The organism is Rhizobium sp. P1_C7, from assembly GCF_056406295.1.
The window spans coordinates 309,961-327,305 of the sequence record NZ_JBFUAL010000005.1 but is presented as its reverse complement, the minus strand read 5'-3'; the positions used below and the strand labels follow the sequence as shown (position 1 = coordinate 327,305).

15 protein-coding genes are annotated in these 17,345 nt (G+C 61.0%); 6 read left to right on the top strand and 9 right to left on the bottom strand.

Annotation, left to right across the window (positions count from 1 at the left end):
• Positions 1 to 6: 6 nt before the first annotated feature.
• The 4 genes from AC1D2R_RS10335 to dnaG form a co-directional block, all read right to left on the bottom strand.
• Positions 7 to 1,194, bottom strand: coding sequence for a glycine C-acetyltransferase (locus tag AC1D2R_RS10335; RefSeq protein WP_477967181.1), 1,188 nt, complete (start codon positions 1,192 to 1,194; stop codon positions 7 to 9).
• A 72-nt stretch (positions 1,195 to 1,266) separates the two neighbouring features.
• A complete protein-coding gene (locus AC1D2R_RS10330; RefSeq protein ID WP_477967180.1) occupies positions 1,267 to 1,995 on the bottom strand; it encodes a class I SAM-dependent methyltransferase in 729 nt (242 codons plus the stop codon).
• A gap of 69 nt (positions 1,996 to 2,064) precedes the next feature.
• Positions 2,065 to 3,921 (bottom strand): DNA helicase RecQ, encoded by a 1,857-nt coding sequence (recQ, locus tag AC1D2R_RS10325; protein WP_477967179.1) that lies wholly within the window; start codon positions 3,919 to 3,921, stop codon positions 2,065 to 2,067.
• Positions 3,921 to 5,906, bottom strand: a complete 1,986-nt coding sequence (gene dnaG / locus AC1D2R_RS10320) for a DNA primase (RefSeq protein ID WP_477967178.1) — start codon at positions 5,904 to 5,906, stop codon at positions 3,921 to 3,923. The genes recQ and dnaG overlap by 1 nt, the downstream gene beginning before the upstream one ends.
• Positions 5,907 to 6,592: 686 nt before the next feature.
• On the opposite strand from dnaG, the gene AC1D2R_RS10315 reads away from it, so the two are divergent.
• Entirely contained in the window at positions 6,593 to 7,471 is an 879-nt protein-coding gene (locus tag AC1D2R_RS10315; RefSeq protein ID WP_477967177.1) for a hypothetical protein, read from the top strand.
• Here the strand turns inward: AC1D2R_RS10315 and AC1D2R_RS10310 are convergent, their stop codons facing one another.
• Complete coding sequence (locus AC1D2R_RS10310; RefSeq protein WP_477967176.1) at positions 7,472 to 7,924, bottom strand: GatB/YqeY domain-containing protein; 453 nt, start codon at positions 7,922 to 7,924, stop codon at positions 7,472 to 7,474.
• 272 nt (positions 7,925 to 8,196) lie between these two features.
• Between AC1D2R_RS10310 and carA the strand changes: the two genes are divergently transcribed.
• A complete protein-coding gene (carA, locus tag AC1D2R_RS10305; RefSeq protein ID WP_477967175.1) occupies positions 8,197 to 9,402 on the top strand; it encodes a glutamine-hydrolyzing carbamoyl-phosphate synthase small subunit in 1,206 nt (401 codons plus the stop codon).
• A 134-nt stretch (positions 9,403 to 9,536) separates the two neighbouring features.
• Positions 9,537 to 9,965 (top strand): GFA family protein, encoded by a 429-nt coding sequence (locus AC1D2R_RS10300; RefSeq protein ID WP_477967174.1) that lies wholly within the window; start codon positions 9,537 to 9,539, stop codon positions 9,963 to 9,965.
• A gap of 78 nt (positions 9,966 to 10,043) precedes the next feature.
• On the opposite strand, the gene AC1D2R_RS10295 is transcribed toward AC1D2R_RS10300, so the two are convergent.
• The 3 genes from AC1D2R_RS10295 to AC1D2R_RS10285 all read right to left on the bottom strand — a co-directional run bounded on the left by AC1D2R_RS10295 (position 10,044) and on the right by AC1D2R_RS10285 (position 13,865).
• On the bottom strand, positions 10,044 to 11,432 hold the full coding sequence (locus tag AC1D2R_RS10295; protein ID WP_477967173.1) for an MATE family efflux transporter: 1,389 nt from the start codon (positions 11,430 to 11,432) through the stop codon (positions 10,044 to 10,046).
• Positions 11,433 to 11,556: 124 nt separating this feature from the next.
• Positions 11,557 to 12,804, bottom strand: a complete 1,248-nt coding sequence (locus tag AC1D2R_RS10290; RefSeq protein WP_477967172.1) for a TCR/Tet family MFS transporter — start codon at positions 12,802 to 12,804, stop codon at positions 11,557 to 11,559.
• 155 nt (positions 12,805 to 12,959) lie between these two features.
• Positions 12,960 to 13,865 carry a LysR family transcriptional regulator gene (locus tag AC1D2R_RS10285; RefSeq protein ID WP_477967171.1) on the bottom strand — a complete coding sequence of 302 codons (906 nt, stop codon included), beginning with the start codon at positions 13,863 to 13,865 and terminating at the stop codon, positions 12,960 to 12,962.
• Positions 13,866 to 13,973: 108 nt separating this feature from the next.
• Between AC1D2R_RS10285 and AC1D2R_RS10280 the strand changes: the two genes are divergently transcribed.
• Complete coding sequence (locus AC1D2R_RS10280) at positions 13,974 to 14,969, top strand: aldo/keto reductase (protein ID WP_477967170.1); 996 nt, start codon at positions 13,974 to 13,976, stop codon at positions 14,967 to 14,969.
• Positions 14,970 to 15,009: 40 nt separating this feature from the next.
• Here AC1D2R_RS10280 and ypfJ read toward each other — a convergent pair whose 3' ends face one another.
• A complete protein-coding gene (ypfJ, locus tag AC1D2R_RS10275; protein WP_477967169.1) occupies positions 15,010 to 15,924 on the bottom strand; it encodes a KPN_02809 family neutral zinc metallopeptidase in 915 nt (304 codons plus the stop codon).
• A 122-nt stretch (positions 15,925 to 16,046) separates the two neighbouring features.
• Here ypfJ and AC1D2R_RS10270 point away from each other — a divergent pair, with 122 nt between their 5' ends.
• Positions 16,047 to 16,175 carry a hypothetical protein gene (locus AC1D2R_RS10270; protein ID WP_477967168.1) on the top strand — a complete coding sequence of 43 codons (129 nt, stop codon included), beginning with the start codon at positions 16,047 to 16,049 and terminating at the stop codon, positions 16,173 to 16,175.
• Between the two features lie 79 nt (positions 16,176 to 16,254).
• Positions 16,255 to 17,283 carry a zinc-dependent alcohol dehydrogenase family protein gene (locus AC1D2R_RS10265; protein WP_477967167.1) on the top strand — a complete coding sequence of 343 codons (1,029 nt, stop codon included), beginning with the start codon at positions 16,255 to 16,257 and terminating at the stop codon, positions 17,281 to 17,283.
• Positions 17,284 to 17,345: the final 62 nt, after the last annotated feature.

Here is a 17,345-nt window from a genome sequence, read left to right as displayed (position 1 = left end):
AACTCTTCAAATGACTCCGAGTTCGCGGCCTGCCTCCGCAAACGCCGTGATCGCCCGTTCGACATCGGCGCTCGAATGCGCTGCTGACATCTGCGTTCGGATGCGGGCTTGGCCCTTGGGCACGACAGGGAAGGAGAAGCCGACGACGTAGACACCCTTCTTCAGCATCATTGCCGCCATGTCCTGCGCGAGCTTGGCGTCGCCCAGCATGACCGGAATGATCGGATGTCCCTCGCCCGCCAGTGTGAAGCCGAGCTTCGTCATCTCGGCACGGAAAAGCTGCGCATTGGCCGACAACTGCCCGCGCAGCGCGTCGCCGTTCTCGATCAGGTCGAAGACCTTCAGCGACGCGGCGGCGATAACGGGCGCAAGCGTATTGGAGAAGAGATAGGGACGCGAGCGTTGGCGCAGCCAGTCAACGACCTCTGTCTTGCCCGACGTATAGCCCCCGGACGCTCCGCCCAGCGCCTTGCCGAGCGTTCCGGTAATGATGTCGACCCGCCCCTCGACCCCGCAATGTTCGGGCGATCCGCGTCCGTGCTTGCCGACGAAGCCGACTGCGTGGCTGTCGTCCACCATAACCATCGCGCCGTATTTCTCGGCGAGGTCGCAGACGCCCGTCAGATTGGCGATGATGCCGTCCATCGAAAACACGCCGTCCGTGGCGATCAGTTTGAAGCGGCTGCCCTCGGCTTTCTTCAACTCTTCCTCGAGAGCCTTCATGTCGTTGTTGGCGTACCGGAACCGCTTGGCCTTCGAGAGGCGCACACCGTCGATGATCGAGGCGTGGTTCAGCGCGTCAGAGATGATCGCATCCTCCTCGCCGAGCAGCGTTTCGAACAGGCCACCATTGGCATCGAAGCAGGAGGAATAGAGGATCGTATCCTCCATCCCGAGGAACGACGAAATGCGGGCTTCGAGCTGCTTGTGCTCCTCCTGCGTGCCGCAAATGAAGCGCACGGACGCCATGCCGTAGCCGTAACGGTCGAGCGCCTTCTTGCCGGCCTCGGCAAGCGCCTCGTTGTCGGCAAGGCCAAGATAGTTGTTGGCGCAGAAATTCAGCACGCGCTCGCCCGACGCAACAGCGATCTCGCCGCCCTGCTTCGAGGTGATGACGCGTTCGGACTTGTAGAGCCCGGCGTCCTTCAGCTCGGCCAGTTCGGTGCGAAGATGAGAGAGGAATTGCGAGGTCATTGACGGCCCTTCTCTTGGTGCTTCCCTATGTCGCCGGACTAGCACATCGCCGCCCGCTTGTCTTGCGCACGCTCAGCGCTGTGCTGCGATCAAAAGGAACATCGGTCGATCCGTTTCCTCTGCCCATTCTGGATGATCGTTGAGCTGCTCGGCATCCGGTCGCCACTCCTCGACATGGCGAAGGGAAAAGCCGGCTCCGATCAGCGTGTTCAGCGTCGTGCCGAGTGTCCGGTGATATTTGACAACACCCTTGGCGAGCCAGTCCGTCGTTCGCTGCCCCTCGCGCGAATAGCCGTCGAGCGGCCAGATCCGGCGTCCCGCGCCATCCTTGGTCCACATTGGCGCGGTGGGTGCCATGTAGATCGGATGCTCGATGGTGAAGACGAAATCGGCACCCGGTGTCAGCGCGTTGTGGATCATCGCGACAAGCCGCGCGAAGTTTTCGATGTAGTGAAAGGCGAGCGAACTGTAGGCAAGATCAAAGGCTGCGCCGGGCAGTTCCAAATGCTCCAGATCGGCGATCTCATAACGGATACACGCATCCGCCGTCTCCTGCCGTGCGCGAACAATCATCTTCTCGGAGAGATCGAACCCGAGAACGCTCTTGGCGCCCTCCGCGGCAGCATAGCGCGCAAACCAGCCAAAACCACAGCCAAGATCGACAATCCGTTTGCCGGAGAGTTCTGGCAGAACGGCGCGGATCGACATCCATTCGGCCGCCCCGTCCAACCCGTGCACCGACCGGCTGAGCTGGCTGTATTCCTCGAAGAACTCGGGCTTGTCGTAAATATTCTGGGCCATGACTCTATCCTTCCGGTCCGCCCTTATAGACCGCCGCCGCGCTCGATCTCAACCGGTCTGGATTACCGACTAGTCGCCGTGCCCCAGGATGACATTTAGAAACGCATCGCCGTAGCGCTCCAGCTTCGACTGGCCGACGCCTGAGATACCGAGCAGCTCTTTCTGCGTCCGCGGCCGCTCCGTGGCAAAGGCGATCAGCGTGGTATCCGGGAAAACGACATAGGGCGGCACACCGAGCGATTTGGCGATCGACGTGCGTTCGGCGCGCAGCGCCTCGAACAATACCCCGTCGCCACCCGACAGCACATTTCGACGATCGACTTGCGCCGTCTTCTTTGTCGGGCGTTCGGAAGCCGGACGATCCTTGCGGAAAAAGACCTCGCGCTCGCGCTTGAAGACCGCCCGGGCTTCCGGTTCCAGCTTCAGGGCCCCGAACGCGCTGTGATCGACGCGAATGAGGCCCATGGCGAGCAACTGGCGGAAAACCGACTGCCATGTTCGCGATGGAATGTCTTTTCCGGCGCCAAAGACCGGCATTGTTGCGTGACCGAACCGTTCGGTCTTCTCGTTGACATTGCCGAGAAGGACATCGACCACATGCCCCGTTCCGAAGCGCTCGCCGGTGCGATAGATGGCGGCCAGCGCCTTGATCGCCGTGTCCGTGCCGTTCCAGGTCTCTACGGGCTTCAGGCACGTGTCGCAGCCATTGCAACTCCCAGCAGAGGTCTCTCCGAAATGCGCAAGGATTGCCTGGCGGCGGCAGGAGGCTGTCTCGCAGATGGCGAGCAGCGCGTTGAGTTTGGAGCGCTCCACGCGCTTGATCTCGTCGGCAGCATTGCCTTCGTCGATCATGCGGCCCCGCTGGATGACATCGGCCATCCCGTAGGCCATCCAGACCTCGGACGGCAGCCCGTCGCGCCCGGCGCGGCCGGTCTCCTGATAGTAGGCCTCGACGGATCCTGGCAGATCGAGATGTGCGACATAGCGCACATTCGGCTTGTCGATCCCCATCCCGAAGGCAACAGTCGCGACAAGGCAAAGATCTTCCTCTTTCAGGAAGGCGTCCTGATTGGCATCGCGAAGCGCTCGGTCCATCCCGGCATGGTATGGCAGCGCGCGAATGCCCTGCGTGTTCAGCCACCCGGCCGTGTCCTCGACCTTGGCGCGCGACAGGCAGTAGACGATGCCGCTGTTTCCCTTGTGTCCCGAGAGGAATCGCAGGAGCTGCTGGCGCGGCTGGTCGCGCTCGACGATTTCGTAACTGATGTTCGGCCGGTCGAAGCTGGTGGTGAACACTTTGGCATTGTTCAGGCCCAGACGTTCCACGATGTCGTCGCGCGTGTGCGGATCGGCGGTTGCCGTCAGTGCAATGCGCGGCACACCGGGATAGTGTTGCGTGAGCTTGCCGAGTTCGCGATACTCCGGCCGGAAATCATGTCCCCATTGGGAAACGCAATGCGCCTCGTCGATGGCAAACAGCGCGATCTTCGAATTGCCGATCGTATCGCGGAAGCCATCCATGAGAATGCGCTCCGGCGTCACATAGAGAAGATCGAGCTTGCCGGCTGAAATCGCGCGGCGAACGTCGATGAATTCCTCTCGCGACAGGGAAGAGTTCAGCGCTGCGGCACGAATGCCGAGCTGCTTCATCGCCTCCACCTGATCGCGCATCAACGCAATCAGCGGCGAGACGACAATGCCGATCCCTTCACGGCAGAGTGCGGGAATCTGGAAGCAAACCGACTTGCCGGCTCCGGTTGGAAACAAGACCACGGCATCGCCGCCGGCGACGATGTGCTCTACCACCTGCTGCTGCTTGCCGCGAAAGGTCGGGTAGCCATACACACGGTTGAGGATGTCGATCGGTGACCGCTCAGCGCCGAACAGCGCATCACCTGCCGAAAATGCCGCTTCCGTTCGTTGCATCAGTGGTTCGCTGCCTTTTTGACCCGGCCGGAAAGCACGCCGAAGCCGTCGACGATCGCTTCCTGGTTCTCCAGTCGAAGTCCCTCGAAATGGACCTCCTGCAGCGCCCGCATCAGCTGGTCGATAACCTCGCCGTTTCCGGCCTCGGTCGCCTCGGCAATCTCGCGCTCGAGTTCGATCTTGTGCCAGCGCAGCGCCTTGGCGCGCTTGTGGAAGGCAAGCGCCTGGCGATACCCCTCGCGCGCATCTTCCATCGCCGCCTCCTCGGTGGCAATCCACAGGCGTGCATTGCGGATCTGTTGCTCCAGGCTCCGGATCAGTTCGGCAAAGCCAAGTTCCTCCAGGCGTTCGATCAGGTATTCCCGCGTCAGATGCGGCGCGGCAACCGCAGCAGCAGCGCCCAGCATGCCGGACCAGAGCCTCTGGAGCTCCCGGCTGTCATAGTCGATGGAGGCAATCTCATCGTATTCGTCCTGCATCAGCGCCGGATGATTGACGACGGTAAGCGCAAGCACGCTCTCGCGCAACGCCGGCAGGTCCTGATGGCCTCGGACAAGCCCGGATCGCGCCAGCCGATCCGAAATGCCGCTGCCTGAGACCCGGGCGCCGCGCTGCCCGTCGTTCGCCCGCCCCTTGTTCTGCCCACCACCGCGCTCGAAATTGCGTCGCTCGTTGGAGCGATTCTGGAATTGCGGCTGAAAGAAGCCGTTCAGCCGGTCGCGCATATCCTGCTGGTAATGCCGGCGGACGTTTTCGTCGGCAATCACGGCCACCAGCTGCTTCAGCCTGGCCTCCAGCTCCGCCTTCGCCTCGGGCGTTTCGAACTGGCCGGTGTTGATCTCGCGGCCCCAGATCATCTCGGCCAGCGGCTTGGCCTGGCTCATCACCTTGTCGAATGGCGCACGCCCCTCGTTGCGCACGAGATCGTCCGGATCCTTGCCGTCTGGCAGCATGGCGAAGCGCACGGTGCGCCCCGGCTTGATATGAGGCAACGCCAGGTCAGCCGCACGATTGGCTGCGCGAATGCCGGCGCCGTCGCCGTCGAAGCACAGCACCGGCTGCGGCGTCATTCTCCACAGCAGCTCCAGCTGGTTTTCGGTAAGCGCGGTGCCGAGCGGCGCAACGGCATTCTCGATGCCTGCCTGATGCAGTGCGATCACGTCCATGTAGCCTTCGACCGCGATGATCGTGCCGTCGCCGTTCGCACCCTGCGCCGCACGCCGGGCACGGGTGAAGTTATAGAGCACGTTACCCTTGTGGAAGAGTTCGGTCTCGTTCGAGTTCAGATACTTGGCCGGCGCATCCGGCGACATGGCGCGGCCGCCGAAGGCAATGACCTTCTCTCGGGAAGACAGGATCGGAAACATGATGCGGTCGCGGAAACGGTCGTAGGACACCGGCACCTCCGGCCCATGCACCACCAGCCCGCAGGCTTCGATCTGCTCCCTGGGAACGCCCTTGCCTGCCAGAAACTCCTTCAGTGCGTTGCGGCTGTCCGTGGCAAAGCCAAGCCGGAAGGTCTCGATCGTCCGCCCGGTCAGTCCGCGGTCGCGCAGATAGGCTCGCGCCCGCGCGCCAATCGCCGTCTGCAGCTGATCCTGGAAGAACTGCGTTGCGAGCTCCATCACGTCGAGAAGCGAGGTTCGCTCCTTCTCGCGCTTCTCCATGACGGGATCGGCGATGGGCATGGCGACACCGGCCATGTCGGCGATCGTCTGCACAGCTTCGGGGAAGCTCAGCCCTTCCAGCTCGGTCAAGAACCGAAAATGATCGCCAGTCACCCCACAGCCGAAGCAGTGATAGCGGCCCTTGCGGTCCTCACAGTGGAAGCTCGGTGATTTCTCGCCATGAAACGGGCAGCACGCCCAGTAGTCGGCGCGCGATACGTTGGTCTTGCGCTTGTCCCAGCTCACACGGCGACCGATCACGTCAGAAATTGGCACGCGGTCGCGTATCTCGTCGAGAAAGGAATTTGAAAAGCGCATCTAAACCTCTTGGCTATTCTCCATATAGGCAAGTTCGCCTGCACACGCCACGACCTTTGCCCCAAAGGCCCGCTATTCACAGGCCCAGCCAGCATATCGACGTTTCAGGTTCGCATTTCGAGCATCAACAATGCGTGACCGGCACCTGCGACAGGGGTGCGACAATACCGTCTTTGGTGATGGGCGGGCGCGACAATCGAGCCGCTGGCTGCCTGTCAGTCAGTCTGGCACAGATGAAACAATATTTTTAAAACAATCACTTAACCGTCATTCCGGAAGGCGCCGCGATCGCTTGGGGATGCTGGAGCGATGAGCGCCGCCACACTTAAGGCAGCCAGTCGGACCAATTATTATTTTTTTGTAATTTGAATCGCCTGCCGCATCGCAATAACTTCCAACTCGACACAGCGATCCCCGAGCGAGGCACCATCCCTACCCCCGGCGCCGCCTCGCAAGGGTGCCTTTGCAAATATCCGTTGGCTTGGGTTTTTACCCTGCGTAACCAATCGGAAGCAAAGAGCAAGAAGGCAGGAGCTCCCCCAGCTCCTGCCTTCTCTAATGTCTGGGTTTCATCTTTCCGGCCGCCAGGCGGTCATTTGTGTAAATACGGTGATGTCTTGCCCAAGAAAGCAATTGACAGTCGCTAGGGCCATGTCCGATGAAGGCGCCCTCACTGGTATGGTTGCATGCCCCACAAAATCGAAGATTTTCTCAACAATGACGCATTCTTTGCAGCAGTGCTTCACTGTGCGCAAGAAATGTTGGCGATCTATCGCGAAAGTCCACGAATCGCCTCCATCTTCGCCGCGCAACAGCGTTGGCTGATGGCCCATAGCGGCTTTGCACTTCACTACGGCTATCCCGGCGAGACGAAGGCCGCCCTCTATTCGGGCCGCTTTATCAGCTTTGTGGTCAGCCACAAGATTGCAAGTCGCAACACTGCCGCGGCCTTCATCCAGGAAATGCTTGCCTATCGATTTCTGCGATCGACCGAAAGCGCCTCCGACAAGCGCACGCGACTGCTGGAGCCAACGGAAACCGCCGAGGAGCATTTCTTCAAATGGATCGCCACCCACCTTGGCGTTCTCGACCATCTCGATGGCGGCAAACGCCTTGAGCGAGCGATGGCGACCCCCTTGGCCTTTGCGCGGATCCAGCCGCTGATTGCCAAGGAAATCATTGACAGCGACGCGGTGCGCGACCCCGGTGCGACCTACAATCTCTTCAATTGGGCCAACTCCGGTGGCCTCGTTATGGATGATCTGATGAGCCGAATCTCTTCGTTCGACCGCACGGCCGAGCGCGTCGAGATCGGTACGCTGTCGCTGAAGGAAATCCGCGATCAGTACATGATCTCGAATACCCATCTCAAGCGCCTGCTAACGCAGGCCGCCGAGATGGGGAGCATCGGCTGGGAGCTGCCGCATTACAAAGGCAAGGTCTGGCTGTCGCGCGCCTTCGTCATGGAGTACTGGGGCTATCAGGCGGCGAAATTCGCCATTGTCGATGCTGCAGCCGAAGCGGTGCTCGGACCCTCGATCGCGAGGGCCAAAAGACGAGGGTGATCAGTTCAGCAGTTCCTTGACGGCACCTGAGGCCTTGGAGAAATCCATCTGGCCGGCATAGCGCTCTTTCAGGACCGCCATAACCTTGCCCATGTCTTTCGGGCCGGCAGCGCCCGTCTCGGTTATGATCGCCGCAATGTTGGCGCGCACGTCGGCATCGGAGAGTTGCTTGGGCATGAAGTCCTGGACGACCGTGATCTCGGCGCGTTCCTTGGCGGCCAGTTCCGGGCGCGCATTCTCTTCGTAGATCTTCGCCGATTCGTCGCGCTGCTTCACCATCTTGGCAAGGATCTGCAGGATCTCGTCGTCGCTTGCCTGTTCCTTGCCGGCGCCGCGATTGGCGATGTCCCGGTCCTTGACCGCGGCCTGGATCAGGCGAACGGTCGAAAGCCGCTCGGCATTCTTGGACTTCATCGCATCCTTGAGGGCGGCGGCGAGTTGATCGCGCAACATCATAATCACTCCTGTTTGAATGCCGCTTCATAAACCAGACGAATGCGTGGGATCAAATAAATTGCGATAATCCAGGCAGAAAGCGGGAGAAAACTGGCTTTGGCCGCGGTACAAAGATTGACCTCAGGAAATAGCGCGGCTATTTACCGCCACCTGCACCAAAATTCGTGATCAGGCCTGAGAGCGCGCGCCTTGCCGCGCGCATATGCTTGCGAACCAAATGGCCGGCCAGCGTTGCCCAAGAACGTGTGGCTGCCGGAAACGGGATGAAGATGACCGCGACAGCACCCTGGACAACCGAAAAGCCGACTGCCTTGCTCGTTCTGGCAGACGGCACCGTCATCGAAGGCAAGGGCATCGGTGCGACCGGCAAGGTCCAGGCCGAAGTGGTCTTCAACACGGCATTGACAGGCTATGAGGAGATCATGACCGATCCCTCCTATCTCGGCCAGATCGTCACCTTCACCTTTCCGCATATCGGCAACATCGGCACAAACGACGAAGACATCGAAGACCTGACGCCGGCAGCGCGCCACGGCGCGGTCGGCGTCATCTTCAAGGCCGACATGACCGACCCGTCCAACTACCGCGCCGTCAAGCATCTCGACGCCTGGTTGAAGGCACGCGGCGTCATCGGGCTCTGCGGCGTCGATACCCGCGCGCTCACCGCCTGGATCCGCGAAAACGGCGCACAGAACGCGGTCATCGCCCACGACCCGAACGGCGTCTTCGACATCGAGACACTGAAGGCCGAGGCCAAGGCATGGAGCGGCCTGGAAGGCCTCGACCTCGCCAAGATCGCTTCGTCAGGCCAGTCATCGCAATGGTCACAGACCCCGTGGGTCTGGAACGAAGGCTACGGCCAACTCGAGGCTGAGGACGCCAAGTACCACATCGTCTGCCTCGACTATGGCGTAAAGCGCAACATCCTGCGCCTTTTTGCCGGCCTCGACTGCAAGGTGACGGTGATGCCCGCGACGGCAAGCGCCGAGGACGTGCTCGCGATACAGCCGGACGGCATCTTCCTGTCCAACGGCCCGGGCGACCCGGCCGCAACCGGGGAATATGCGGTGCCCGTCATCCAGAAGCTGATCAAGACCGACATTCCGGTCTTTGGCATCTGCCTTGGCCACCAGATGCTGGGCCTGGCGCTCGGCGCCAAGACCGAAAAGATGCATCAGGGCCACCACGGCGCCAATCACCCGGTGAAGGACCACACGACCGGCAAGGTCGAGATCGTCTCGATGAACCACGGCTTCGCAGTCGACACGAAGTCGCTGCCTGATGGCGTTGAGGAGACCCATGTTTCGCTGTTCGACGGAACCAATTGCGGCCTGCGTGTCGCCGGAAAGTCGATCTTCTCCGTGCAGCACCACCCGGAAGCATCCCCGGGCCCGCAGGACAGCCACTACCTCTTCCGCCGCTTCGTCAACCTCGTGCGCGAGAAGAAGGGCGAACCGGCCCTGTCGGAGCGTTGAGCCTTCCTGTCGCTTGATCGCGCGCAGCCTTGAATGGATAACACGGAAAAACCGCTTGCAGCAGATCGCTGCAAGCGGTTTTCTTTTGGGCGGGTGCATACGGGACGCAAGGGCGTCGGAGCGAGGCAAGAGCGATGGAGCAGGCCGCCAAGATCCACAGAGGAGGCTGCCTGTGCGGCGACATCCGCTACAGCATCGCCGAGGCTCCACTGCACAGCAGCGTGTGCCACTGCCGGACATGCCGCAGGATTGCCTCGTCCCCCTCCCTTCCATTCGTGGTCTTTCCCGCGCGAACATTCGTGTTCGAAAGCGGCGAACCAAGACAGTTCACCTCATCAGCTGAGGTGATCAGGAAATTTTGCGGATCATGCGGCTCGCCACTCACCTATGAGAACACGGCCGATCCGGATACCATCGACGTTATGACGATAAGTCTCGATCAGCCGCAGGCCTATGGGCCCGCCGATCACGTCTGGGTTTCGGAGAAGATCGATTGGGACATCATTGGCGACGACCTGCCCCGCCATTGGAACGGCCGGCCGGACGACCGCGTGGCGCAATAGGTCTGCGATGCGCTCGCGTACGGATCAAGAATCGACTGGATGGTTTCGAGCCGATCATTTCCCGGCGCAGGCATAAACCTATGCATTTCGTCGCATGAGAAGATAGAAGCGCCCACACAGCATCACGGCCGCGGCGAATAGCCCGATGAGGAAGCCGAGCCAGATGCCGATGCCGCCAAAGCCAAGCGGAAAGGCGAGAAACCAGGCGAGGAAGAATCCGATCGGCCAATAGGCAACCAGTGCCATGATCATCGGAACCCGTGCGTCCTTGAGCCCGCGCAGCAGACCATTGGCAATCGCCTGAAGGCCGTCGACCAGCTGGAAAAGCCCTGCGATGACGATCAGCGGTCCGGCATAGGCGAGCACCTGCGGCGCTTCGGCCGAGTGTGTGTCGAGGAACCAGCCTGCAAAGAACGTGGGCATGATCGCAAACAACAACCCGCCGACAGCCGAGATGGCGCAGGCAATCGCAAACACCGAAACGGCTGCCCGCACCAGGGCGACATGATCGCCCTGCCCATGCGCGACCCCCACGCGAACTGTTGCAGCCTGGGAAAGGCCAAGCGGAATCATGAAAGCGATCGACGCCCATTGCAGCGCAATTCCGTGCGCCGCAAGTTCGATCGTGCCGATCCGGCCCATCAAGAGCGATGCCATCGTGAACAGGCTTACCTCCGCCAGGATCGTGACGCTGATCGGCAGGCCGAGCCGCACCACCTCCCAAAATGCCTTCCAGTCCGGGCGCCAGAACCGCACGAAAAGCTCGTAGCGCCGTGTTTCCGGCCTGCTTTGCACATAGGCGAGGATGAAGAAGAAACCCGCCGTCTGCACGATCACCGAAACGATCGCAGCGCCCTTGAGACCCATCGCCGGCAGGCCGAAGTGGCCGAGCACAAGCGCATAGGCAAAGATGGCGTTCAGCACCAGCATCGCGATCGTCACGTTCAGGATCACCGCAGCTTTGCCGATCGCGCTGACGAGTGCGCGCATGACGTTGTAGAGAAGGCCCGGAAGCACGGCGAACTGGCCGATGACGATATAACTGTGTGCCAGTGCTGCGACCTCGGGCTTCTGGCCCGCAGCAAGAAGTATTCTTTCGGAGTTGAAGAAAGCCGGCAACATCAGGACCCAGAAAGCCAGAACGACCCAAAGCCCCATGCGCAGTGACCGGCGCACGCTGACGACATCGCCGCGCCCATAGGCCTGCGCAACCATCGGAATGACGGCAATCGAAAAGCCGGAACCGAAGACGAGAATGGTGAAAAGAAACTGTCCGGCCAGAACCATCGCCGCCAGATGCTCGGCGCCGAGCCATCCGACGATCATCACGTCAGTCGTGTTGATGCCGAGCTGAGCAAGCTGGGCGCCAATCAACGGGATGCCGAGCGCCAGCGTCGCGCGGATGTGCGCGCTCCAACGGTTGTCGTTTTTCGGCGCCAGCTTTCCCGCAGCGATCGGCGTATCCATGACACGGTTCCTGTGATTGCAATCGCTGACTGCGACGATGCGCGTCAGCGTCGCGACGATGTAGACGAAATTGGCGCAAAAAAATACTCAAAACGATGCAAATGATGAAAAATTCATCATTACATCATGAATTCTGATGGCTCACCGCGCCGACCACCCCAGCGGGTCTGACCTTCAGCAGAAACACGACGGCGGCAACCAGGATGAAGAAAGCGGCCATCAGGTAAGGGGCACCCGCAAAGTTGACGGGCGCGTCCGGCCCGGTGAAGTAGCCGAACATCTGCGTGAAAATAAGCGGTCCGATGATCGTCGTTATACTGCTGAGGCTCGTCAGCGCGCCCTGCAGTTCGCCCTGCGCCGAAGGCGGCACCTTGCCGGCGGCAATGCTGCGCAGCGGTGGATCAGCGACATTTTCCATGACTGTGAGCACGATCACCGCATAGATCATCCAGCCCTGCCACGCAAAAGCATAGCCTGTCAGACCGACGACCGAAAAGCACAAGCCGACCACGGCGGTTTTCCACTCACCGAGAACGGGCACGATCTTCGGCAGGACAATGCCCATGACAATGGCCGCGCCGATGCCATAGATGCCGAGCGAAAGCCCGATCTGCCCCTCGCTCCAGCCGTAGCGGTATGTCGAGACGAAAGACCAGACGGCTGGATAGACTGCATGCGCCAGCCAGAAAAGGAACATGACGGCGCCCACCCAGCCGATGCCGGCATAGTTGCGCATCTGCTTCAATGCGCCCAGCGGGTTGGCACGCTTCCACTCGAAGACACGCCGGTTCTTCTCATCCAGCGTTTCCGGCAACAGGAAGCAGGCGGCAACGAAATTGGCGAACGAAAGTGCCGCCGCACCGTAGAACGGCACGCGTGGGCCGAATTCGCCCAGAAAGCCGCCGATCACGGGCCCGATCGTAAAACCGACTCCGAACGCAATGCCGATCAGGCCAAAATTCTTGGCCCGGTTCTCGTCATTGCTGATGTCGGCGATGTATGCGGAACAGGTTGCAAAGCTGCCGCCGCTGATACCGGCAAGCACGCGGCCGATGAACAGCATCCAGAAGCTGGTGGCGACCGCACAGATGAGGTTGTCCATCGCAAAAGTCAGCACCGACAGCAGCAGAATGGGGCGCCGGCCGAAGCGATCGCTGAGGTTGCCGAGAAACGGCGCAAACAGAAACTGCATCCCGGCATAGACCACGAGCAACCAGCCGCCATCGAGCGCCGCGTCGCTGACGGAACCGCCCGTCAACTGCTCCAGATAGACGGGCAGCACCGGCATGATGATCGCAATACCGATCACATCCAGGAACAGAATCATGAAGACGAGGAACAGGCCGCGACGAACGAATTTCGGATCGAGCATGAGATATCTCTACAGCGTGTTGTTTCTGGAAAGACGATCCCGTCGCCGGGAATGCTACATATCCCAAGCCAACAAACGAAACAATACGTGAACATTTCAAATCTTTTGATAGGGCTACGAGTTATGCTGATGGAACGGCGGAACAAAAGGCGCACCTAACCGGACTTCCGGTGCTCTACCTTGACGAAATCCACAAAGGCACGCAGCGCCGATGGCATGTGCCTGCGGCTTGCATAGTAGAGAAACGGACCCGAAAACGCCGTCACCCAGTCCTCGAGAACGGGCACGAGCGCGCCCGCCTCGATCGCCGGCAGAAGGACTTCCTCGAAGGTGCGAATGACGCCGAGGCCGGCAACCGCAGCTCCGACCTGCATTTCGATCACGTTGGCAACCAGAGGCCCGGTCGGCGTGATCATGAGTGTCTCGCCCTCGCGGTCGAATTCCCACGGCAACCCTGCTCCGCTTAGAAAGCGATGACGAATGCAATCGTGATCGATCAGCTCCTTGGGATGTCGCGGAACGCCGCGACGGCTGAGGTAATCCGGCGCGGCCGCGGTCACATAGCGCTGCCTGCGCGGTCCTATCGGCACCGCGATCATGTCTCGCTCCAGCCGTTCGTCGTAGCGGATGCCGGCATCGTAGCCGGCAGCAAGAACATCGATGAACGTATCCTCACCGACGATTTCCAGGGTGATCTGTGGATAGAGTTTGAGGAAGCGGCTGGCGAGGTCTGGCATAAACAGCCGGGCGGCGATCGTCGGCACGTTGAGGCGCAAGATGCCCGAGGGGCCCTCCCGGAAGCTATCGAGCTGATCGAGGGCCGAAGCGACTTCTCCGAGAGCCGGTGCAAGCCGCTCCAGAAGCCGCTGCCCCGCCTCGGTCGGCGTCACGCTGCGGGTCGTGCGGTTGAGAAGCCGCACGCCGAGGCGTTCTTCCAGCCGCCGCAGCGAATCGCTGAGCGAGGAAGCGGAGACGCCACGCTTGCGCGCTGCAGCTCGAAAGCTGCGCTCCCTTGCAACGGCGGCAAAAGCATCCAGATCACTCAGAGGAAGATCATCCATTGTCCATTTTACCGCACAGCCCGTTCGCATTGAATCCGATTATCGCACAACGCAGCGTGCGGTAAAACCCACTCGAGACGCAACGCAGCGTCTGACAAGGAGAGCGAAATGCAGACCTATCGTTTGGGGCAGACCGGCCCACACGTCTCGGCCCTCGGACTCGGTTGCATGGGCATGTCCGGCATGTACGGTCCGTCGGACCGTGCCGAAAGCATCGCGACGATCCATGCAGCCCTCGACGCCGGGATCAACCTGCTCGATACCGGCGATTTCTACGGCATGGGACACAATGAGATGTTGATCGGCGAGGCCCTCAAGGGCCGCCGCCGTGACGACGCCGTCATCAGCGTCAAGTTCGGCGCTCTGCGCGACCCGGCGGGCGGCTGGAGCGGCTATGATTCCCGCCCCATGGCCATCAAGAACTTCCTCGCCTACACTCTGAAGCGCCTCGATGTCGACTACATCGACATCTACCGCCCTGCCCGGCTGGATCCGAATGTACCGATCGAGGAGACGGTCGGCGCAATCGGCGACATGATCAAAGCCGGATATGTCAGGCACGTCGGCCTGTCCGAAGTCGGCGCCGAGACGATCCGGCGCGCGGCTGCCGTCCATCCGATCTGCGATCTACAGATAGAATACTCACTGATCTCCCGCGGCATCGAAGACAGGATCCTGCCGACCTGCCGCAAACTCGGCATATCCGTTACCGCCTACGGCGTTCTGTCTCGAGGCTTGATCAGCGGTCATTGGCAGAAAGGACAGGGCAACAGCGCCGGCGATTTCCGCGGCATGAGCCCTCGTTTTCAGGAGGGTAACGTCGACCAGAATCTTGCCCTCGTCGAGGAACTTCGCAAGACTGCCGATGCGAAGCGCGTTTCGGTCGCCCAGATTGCGATAGCCTGGGTCGCAGCCCAAGGAAAGGACATCGTGCCGCTTGTCGGCGCCCGCAGTCGCGATCGTCTGACCGAGGCACTGGCATCACGCGCAGTCGCGCTGACAGCCGCCGACATGGCGGCCATCGACCGCGCCGTACCGAGAGATTCGGCCGCAGGCAACCGCTATCCGGACGCGATGCTCAAGCACATGGACAGTGAAAAGTGAAATGTGGTCCGGCCTCGTGAAAGCGAGGCCGGTTTTCCGGTCAAACAGGCCCGGAGAAAGTATCGCATGCCGACAGCTGACCGCTGTCGAAACCGCGCTTGAACCATTTGGCGCGCTGCGCCGATGTCCCGTGATTGAAGCTCTCTGGAACGACGTAGCCCTGGCTTCGCTTCTGCAGCGTATCGTCGCCGATCTTCTGGGCGGCATTCAGCGCCTCTTCCAGGTCACCTGCTTCAAGGATGCCCTTCTGCTGGGTGAACTTGCCCCATATGCCTGCAAAGCAGTCGGCCTGAAGCTCGACGCGAACAGACATCTTGTTGGCGTCGGCCTCGCTCATCCGCTGACGGGCTTCGTTGAACTTGGGCAGGATGCCAAGCAGGTTCTGCACATGATGGCCGACCTCGTGGGCAACCACATAGGCCTCGGCAAAATCACCGGATGCTCCGAACTGTTGGCTGAGCTGCCGGAAGAAGCTGGTGTCGAGATAAAGCTTATGGTCGCTGGGACAGTAGAACGGCCCGGTCGCGGCGGAGGCAAAACCGCAGGCCGACTGCGTCTGCCCGGAGAAGAGCACCATTCGTGGCTCCTCGTACTCATGCCCCATGGACTTGAAAATGCCCTGCCACGTATCTTCTGTCTCAGCCAGTACCGTGCGCATGAACGCCGTCATCTCGTCGTTGGCGGGAGGCTGGTCGCTGGACTGGCTTTGTTCGTAACCCGGGCCGCCGACCGATCCGCCGTCCAGCACCTGCATCAGGTCTATGCCCATCGCCTTGAATATAAAGTAGATCACCACCAGAAAGATGATCGTGCCGATGCTGAGGCCGCCACCGCGCCGTCCCATCCCGCCGCCGGAGGGAAAGTTGAAGCCGCCGCCCTGGCCCAATCCACCCATGGAAGGATCATTGCGACGATCTTCGACGTTGTCGGACTGACGCCGGCCTTTCCATTCCATGATGCTCTCCCCGGCGATGCCCACGCATGCTCTTCGGATAGTCTATATATCCGCGGACGAGACGAATTCCAGCCGTATCATGCAAGGCGCCTGCTGCGCGCCTGGGCGGAAGATGATCAAGGATGAACAGCGCGACGAGAGCGGCCTGCCACTCGCTGCCGGTGAAGGCAACTTGTCATCCCGACCGCGACGGCAGCCAGATCCCCGTCAGCCGCACACATGCCGAAAGCGTCCCCCGCCGTTTCGGTTGAGGAAATGCAAGCAACCGCTTGACGCGACTCCACCTTTCGCTCTTCTTGAAGAAGGGGAGACTGCGGAGGAGCAATACCGATGAAAGCTGTACGTCTGGAGGCGACGGGGCAGCTGTTCCTGCGTGAAGTCGAGAAGCCTTTTCCGGGGCCGGACGAACTGCTGGTGCGGATCGAGGCTTGCGGTATATGCGGAACCGACCGCCATCTCTTTCGCGGCGAGTTTCCCTCGTCACCTCCTGTAACGCTCGGCCATGAATTTGCAGGCCTCGTCGAGGCCGTTGGTTCAGACGTGGCAGAATTCCGTCCCGGCATGCGCATCACCGGCGACCCGAACATCGCCTGCGGCCGCTGCCCCGAATGCCAGCGCGGGCGCGTCAATCTCTGCCGCAATCTCCAGGCAATCGGCATCCATCGCGATGGTGGATTTGCCGAATATGTGATCGTCCCGCGCAAGCAGGCGTTCGAGTTGCCGGCAGGCCTTGATCCGTTGCACGGTACCTTCTGCGAGCCGCTTGCCTGCTGCCTTCACGGCGTCGATCTTGCCGATATCAAAGCCGGATCATCAGTCGTCGTTCTCGGCGGTGGCGTCATCGGGTTGCTCGTCGTTCAGCTCGCTCGCCTTGCCGGCGCCACCCGCGTCGTCCTCGTGACGCGCAACGCGCAGAAGCGTCGCCTCGCCGAGAGCCTGGGCGCAACGGCAACGGCCGACCCGACCTCCGGCGACATCGTGGAACGGCTGACGGGCGCACACGGTTTTCTGCCCGCCGGCGCAGATGTGGTGATCGAATGTGCCGGCGTCACGGAAACGGTCGAACAGGCGCCTGCCCTTGCGCGGCGCGGCGGCACCGTCGTCATCCTCGGCGTCATGCCGCAGGGATTGAAAATTGCGATAGAACCTTTCGACCTGCTCTTCCGAGAGATCAAGCTCGTCAACTCGTTCCTCAATCCCTTCACCCACGGACGTGCGGTCGACCTGATCGCTTCCGGAATGATCACGATCGACCCCCTGATTTCCCGTCGCATCGGCCTCGGCGAGGCGCTCGAAGCTATCGGCAATCCCGCGCGTCCAGGAGAGATTCGCGCACTTGTGCTGCCGCATCTCGCGTAGCCTGAAAAGAACCCCTCGATTCCTGTCGATTCCGCAAATTTTGGGGTTCCGTTTGCAAATAC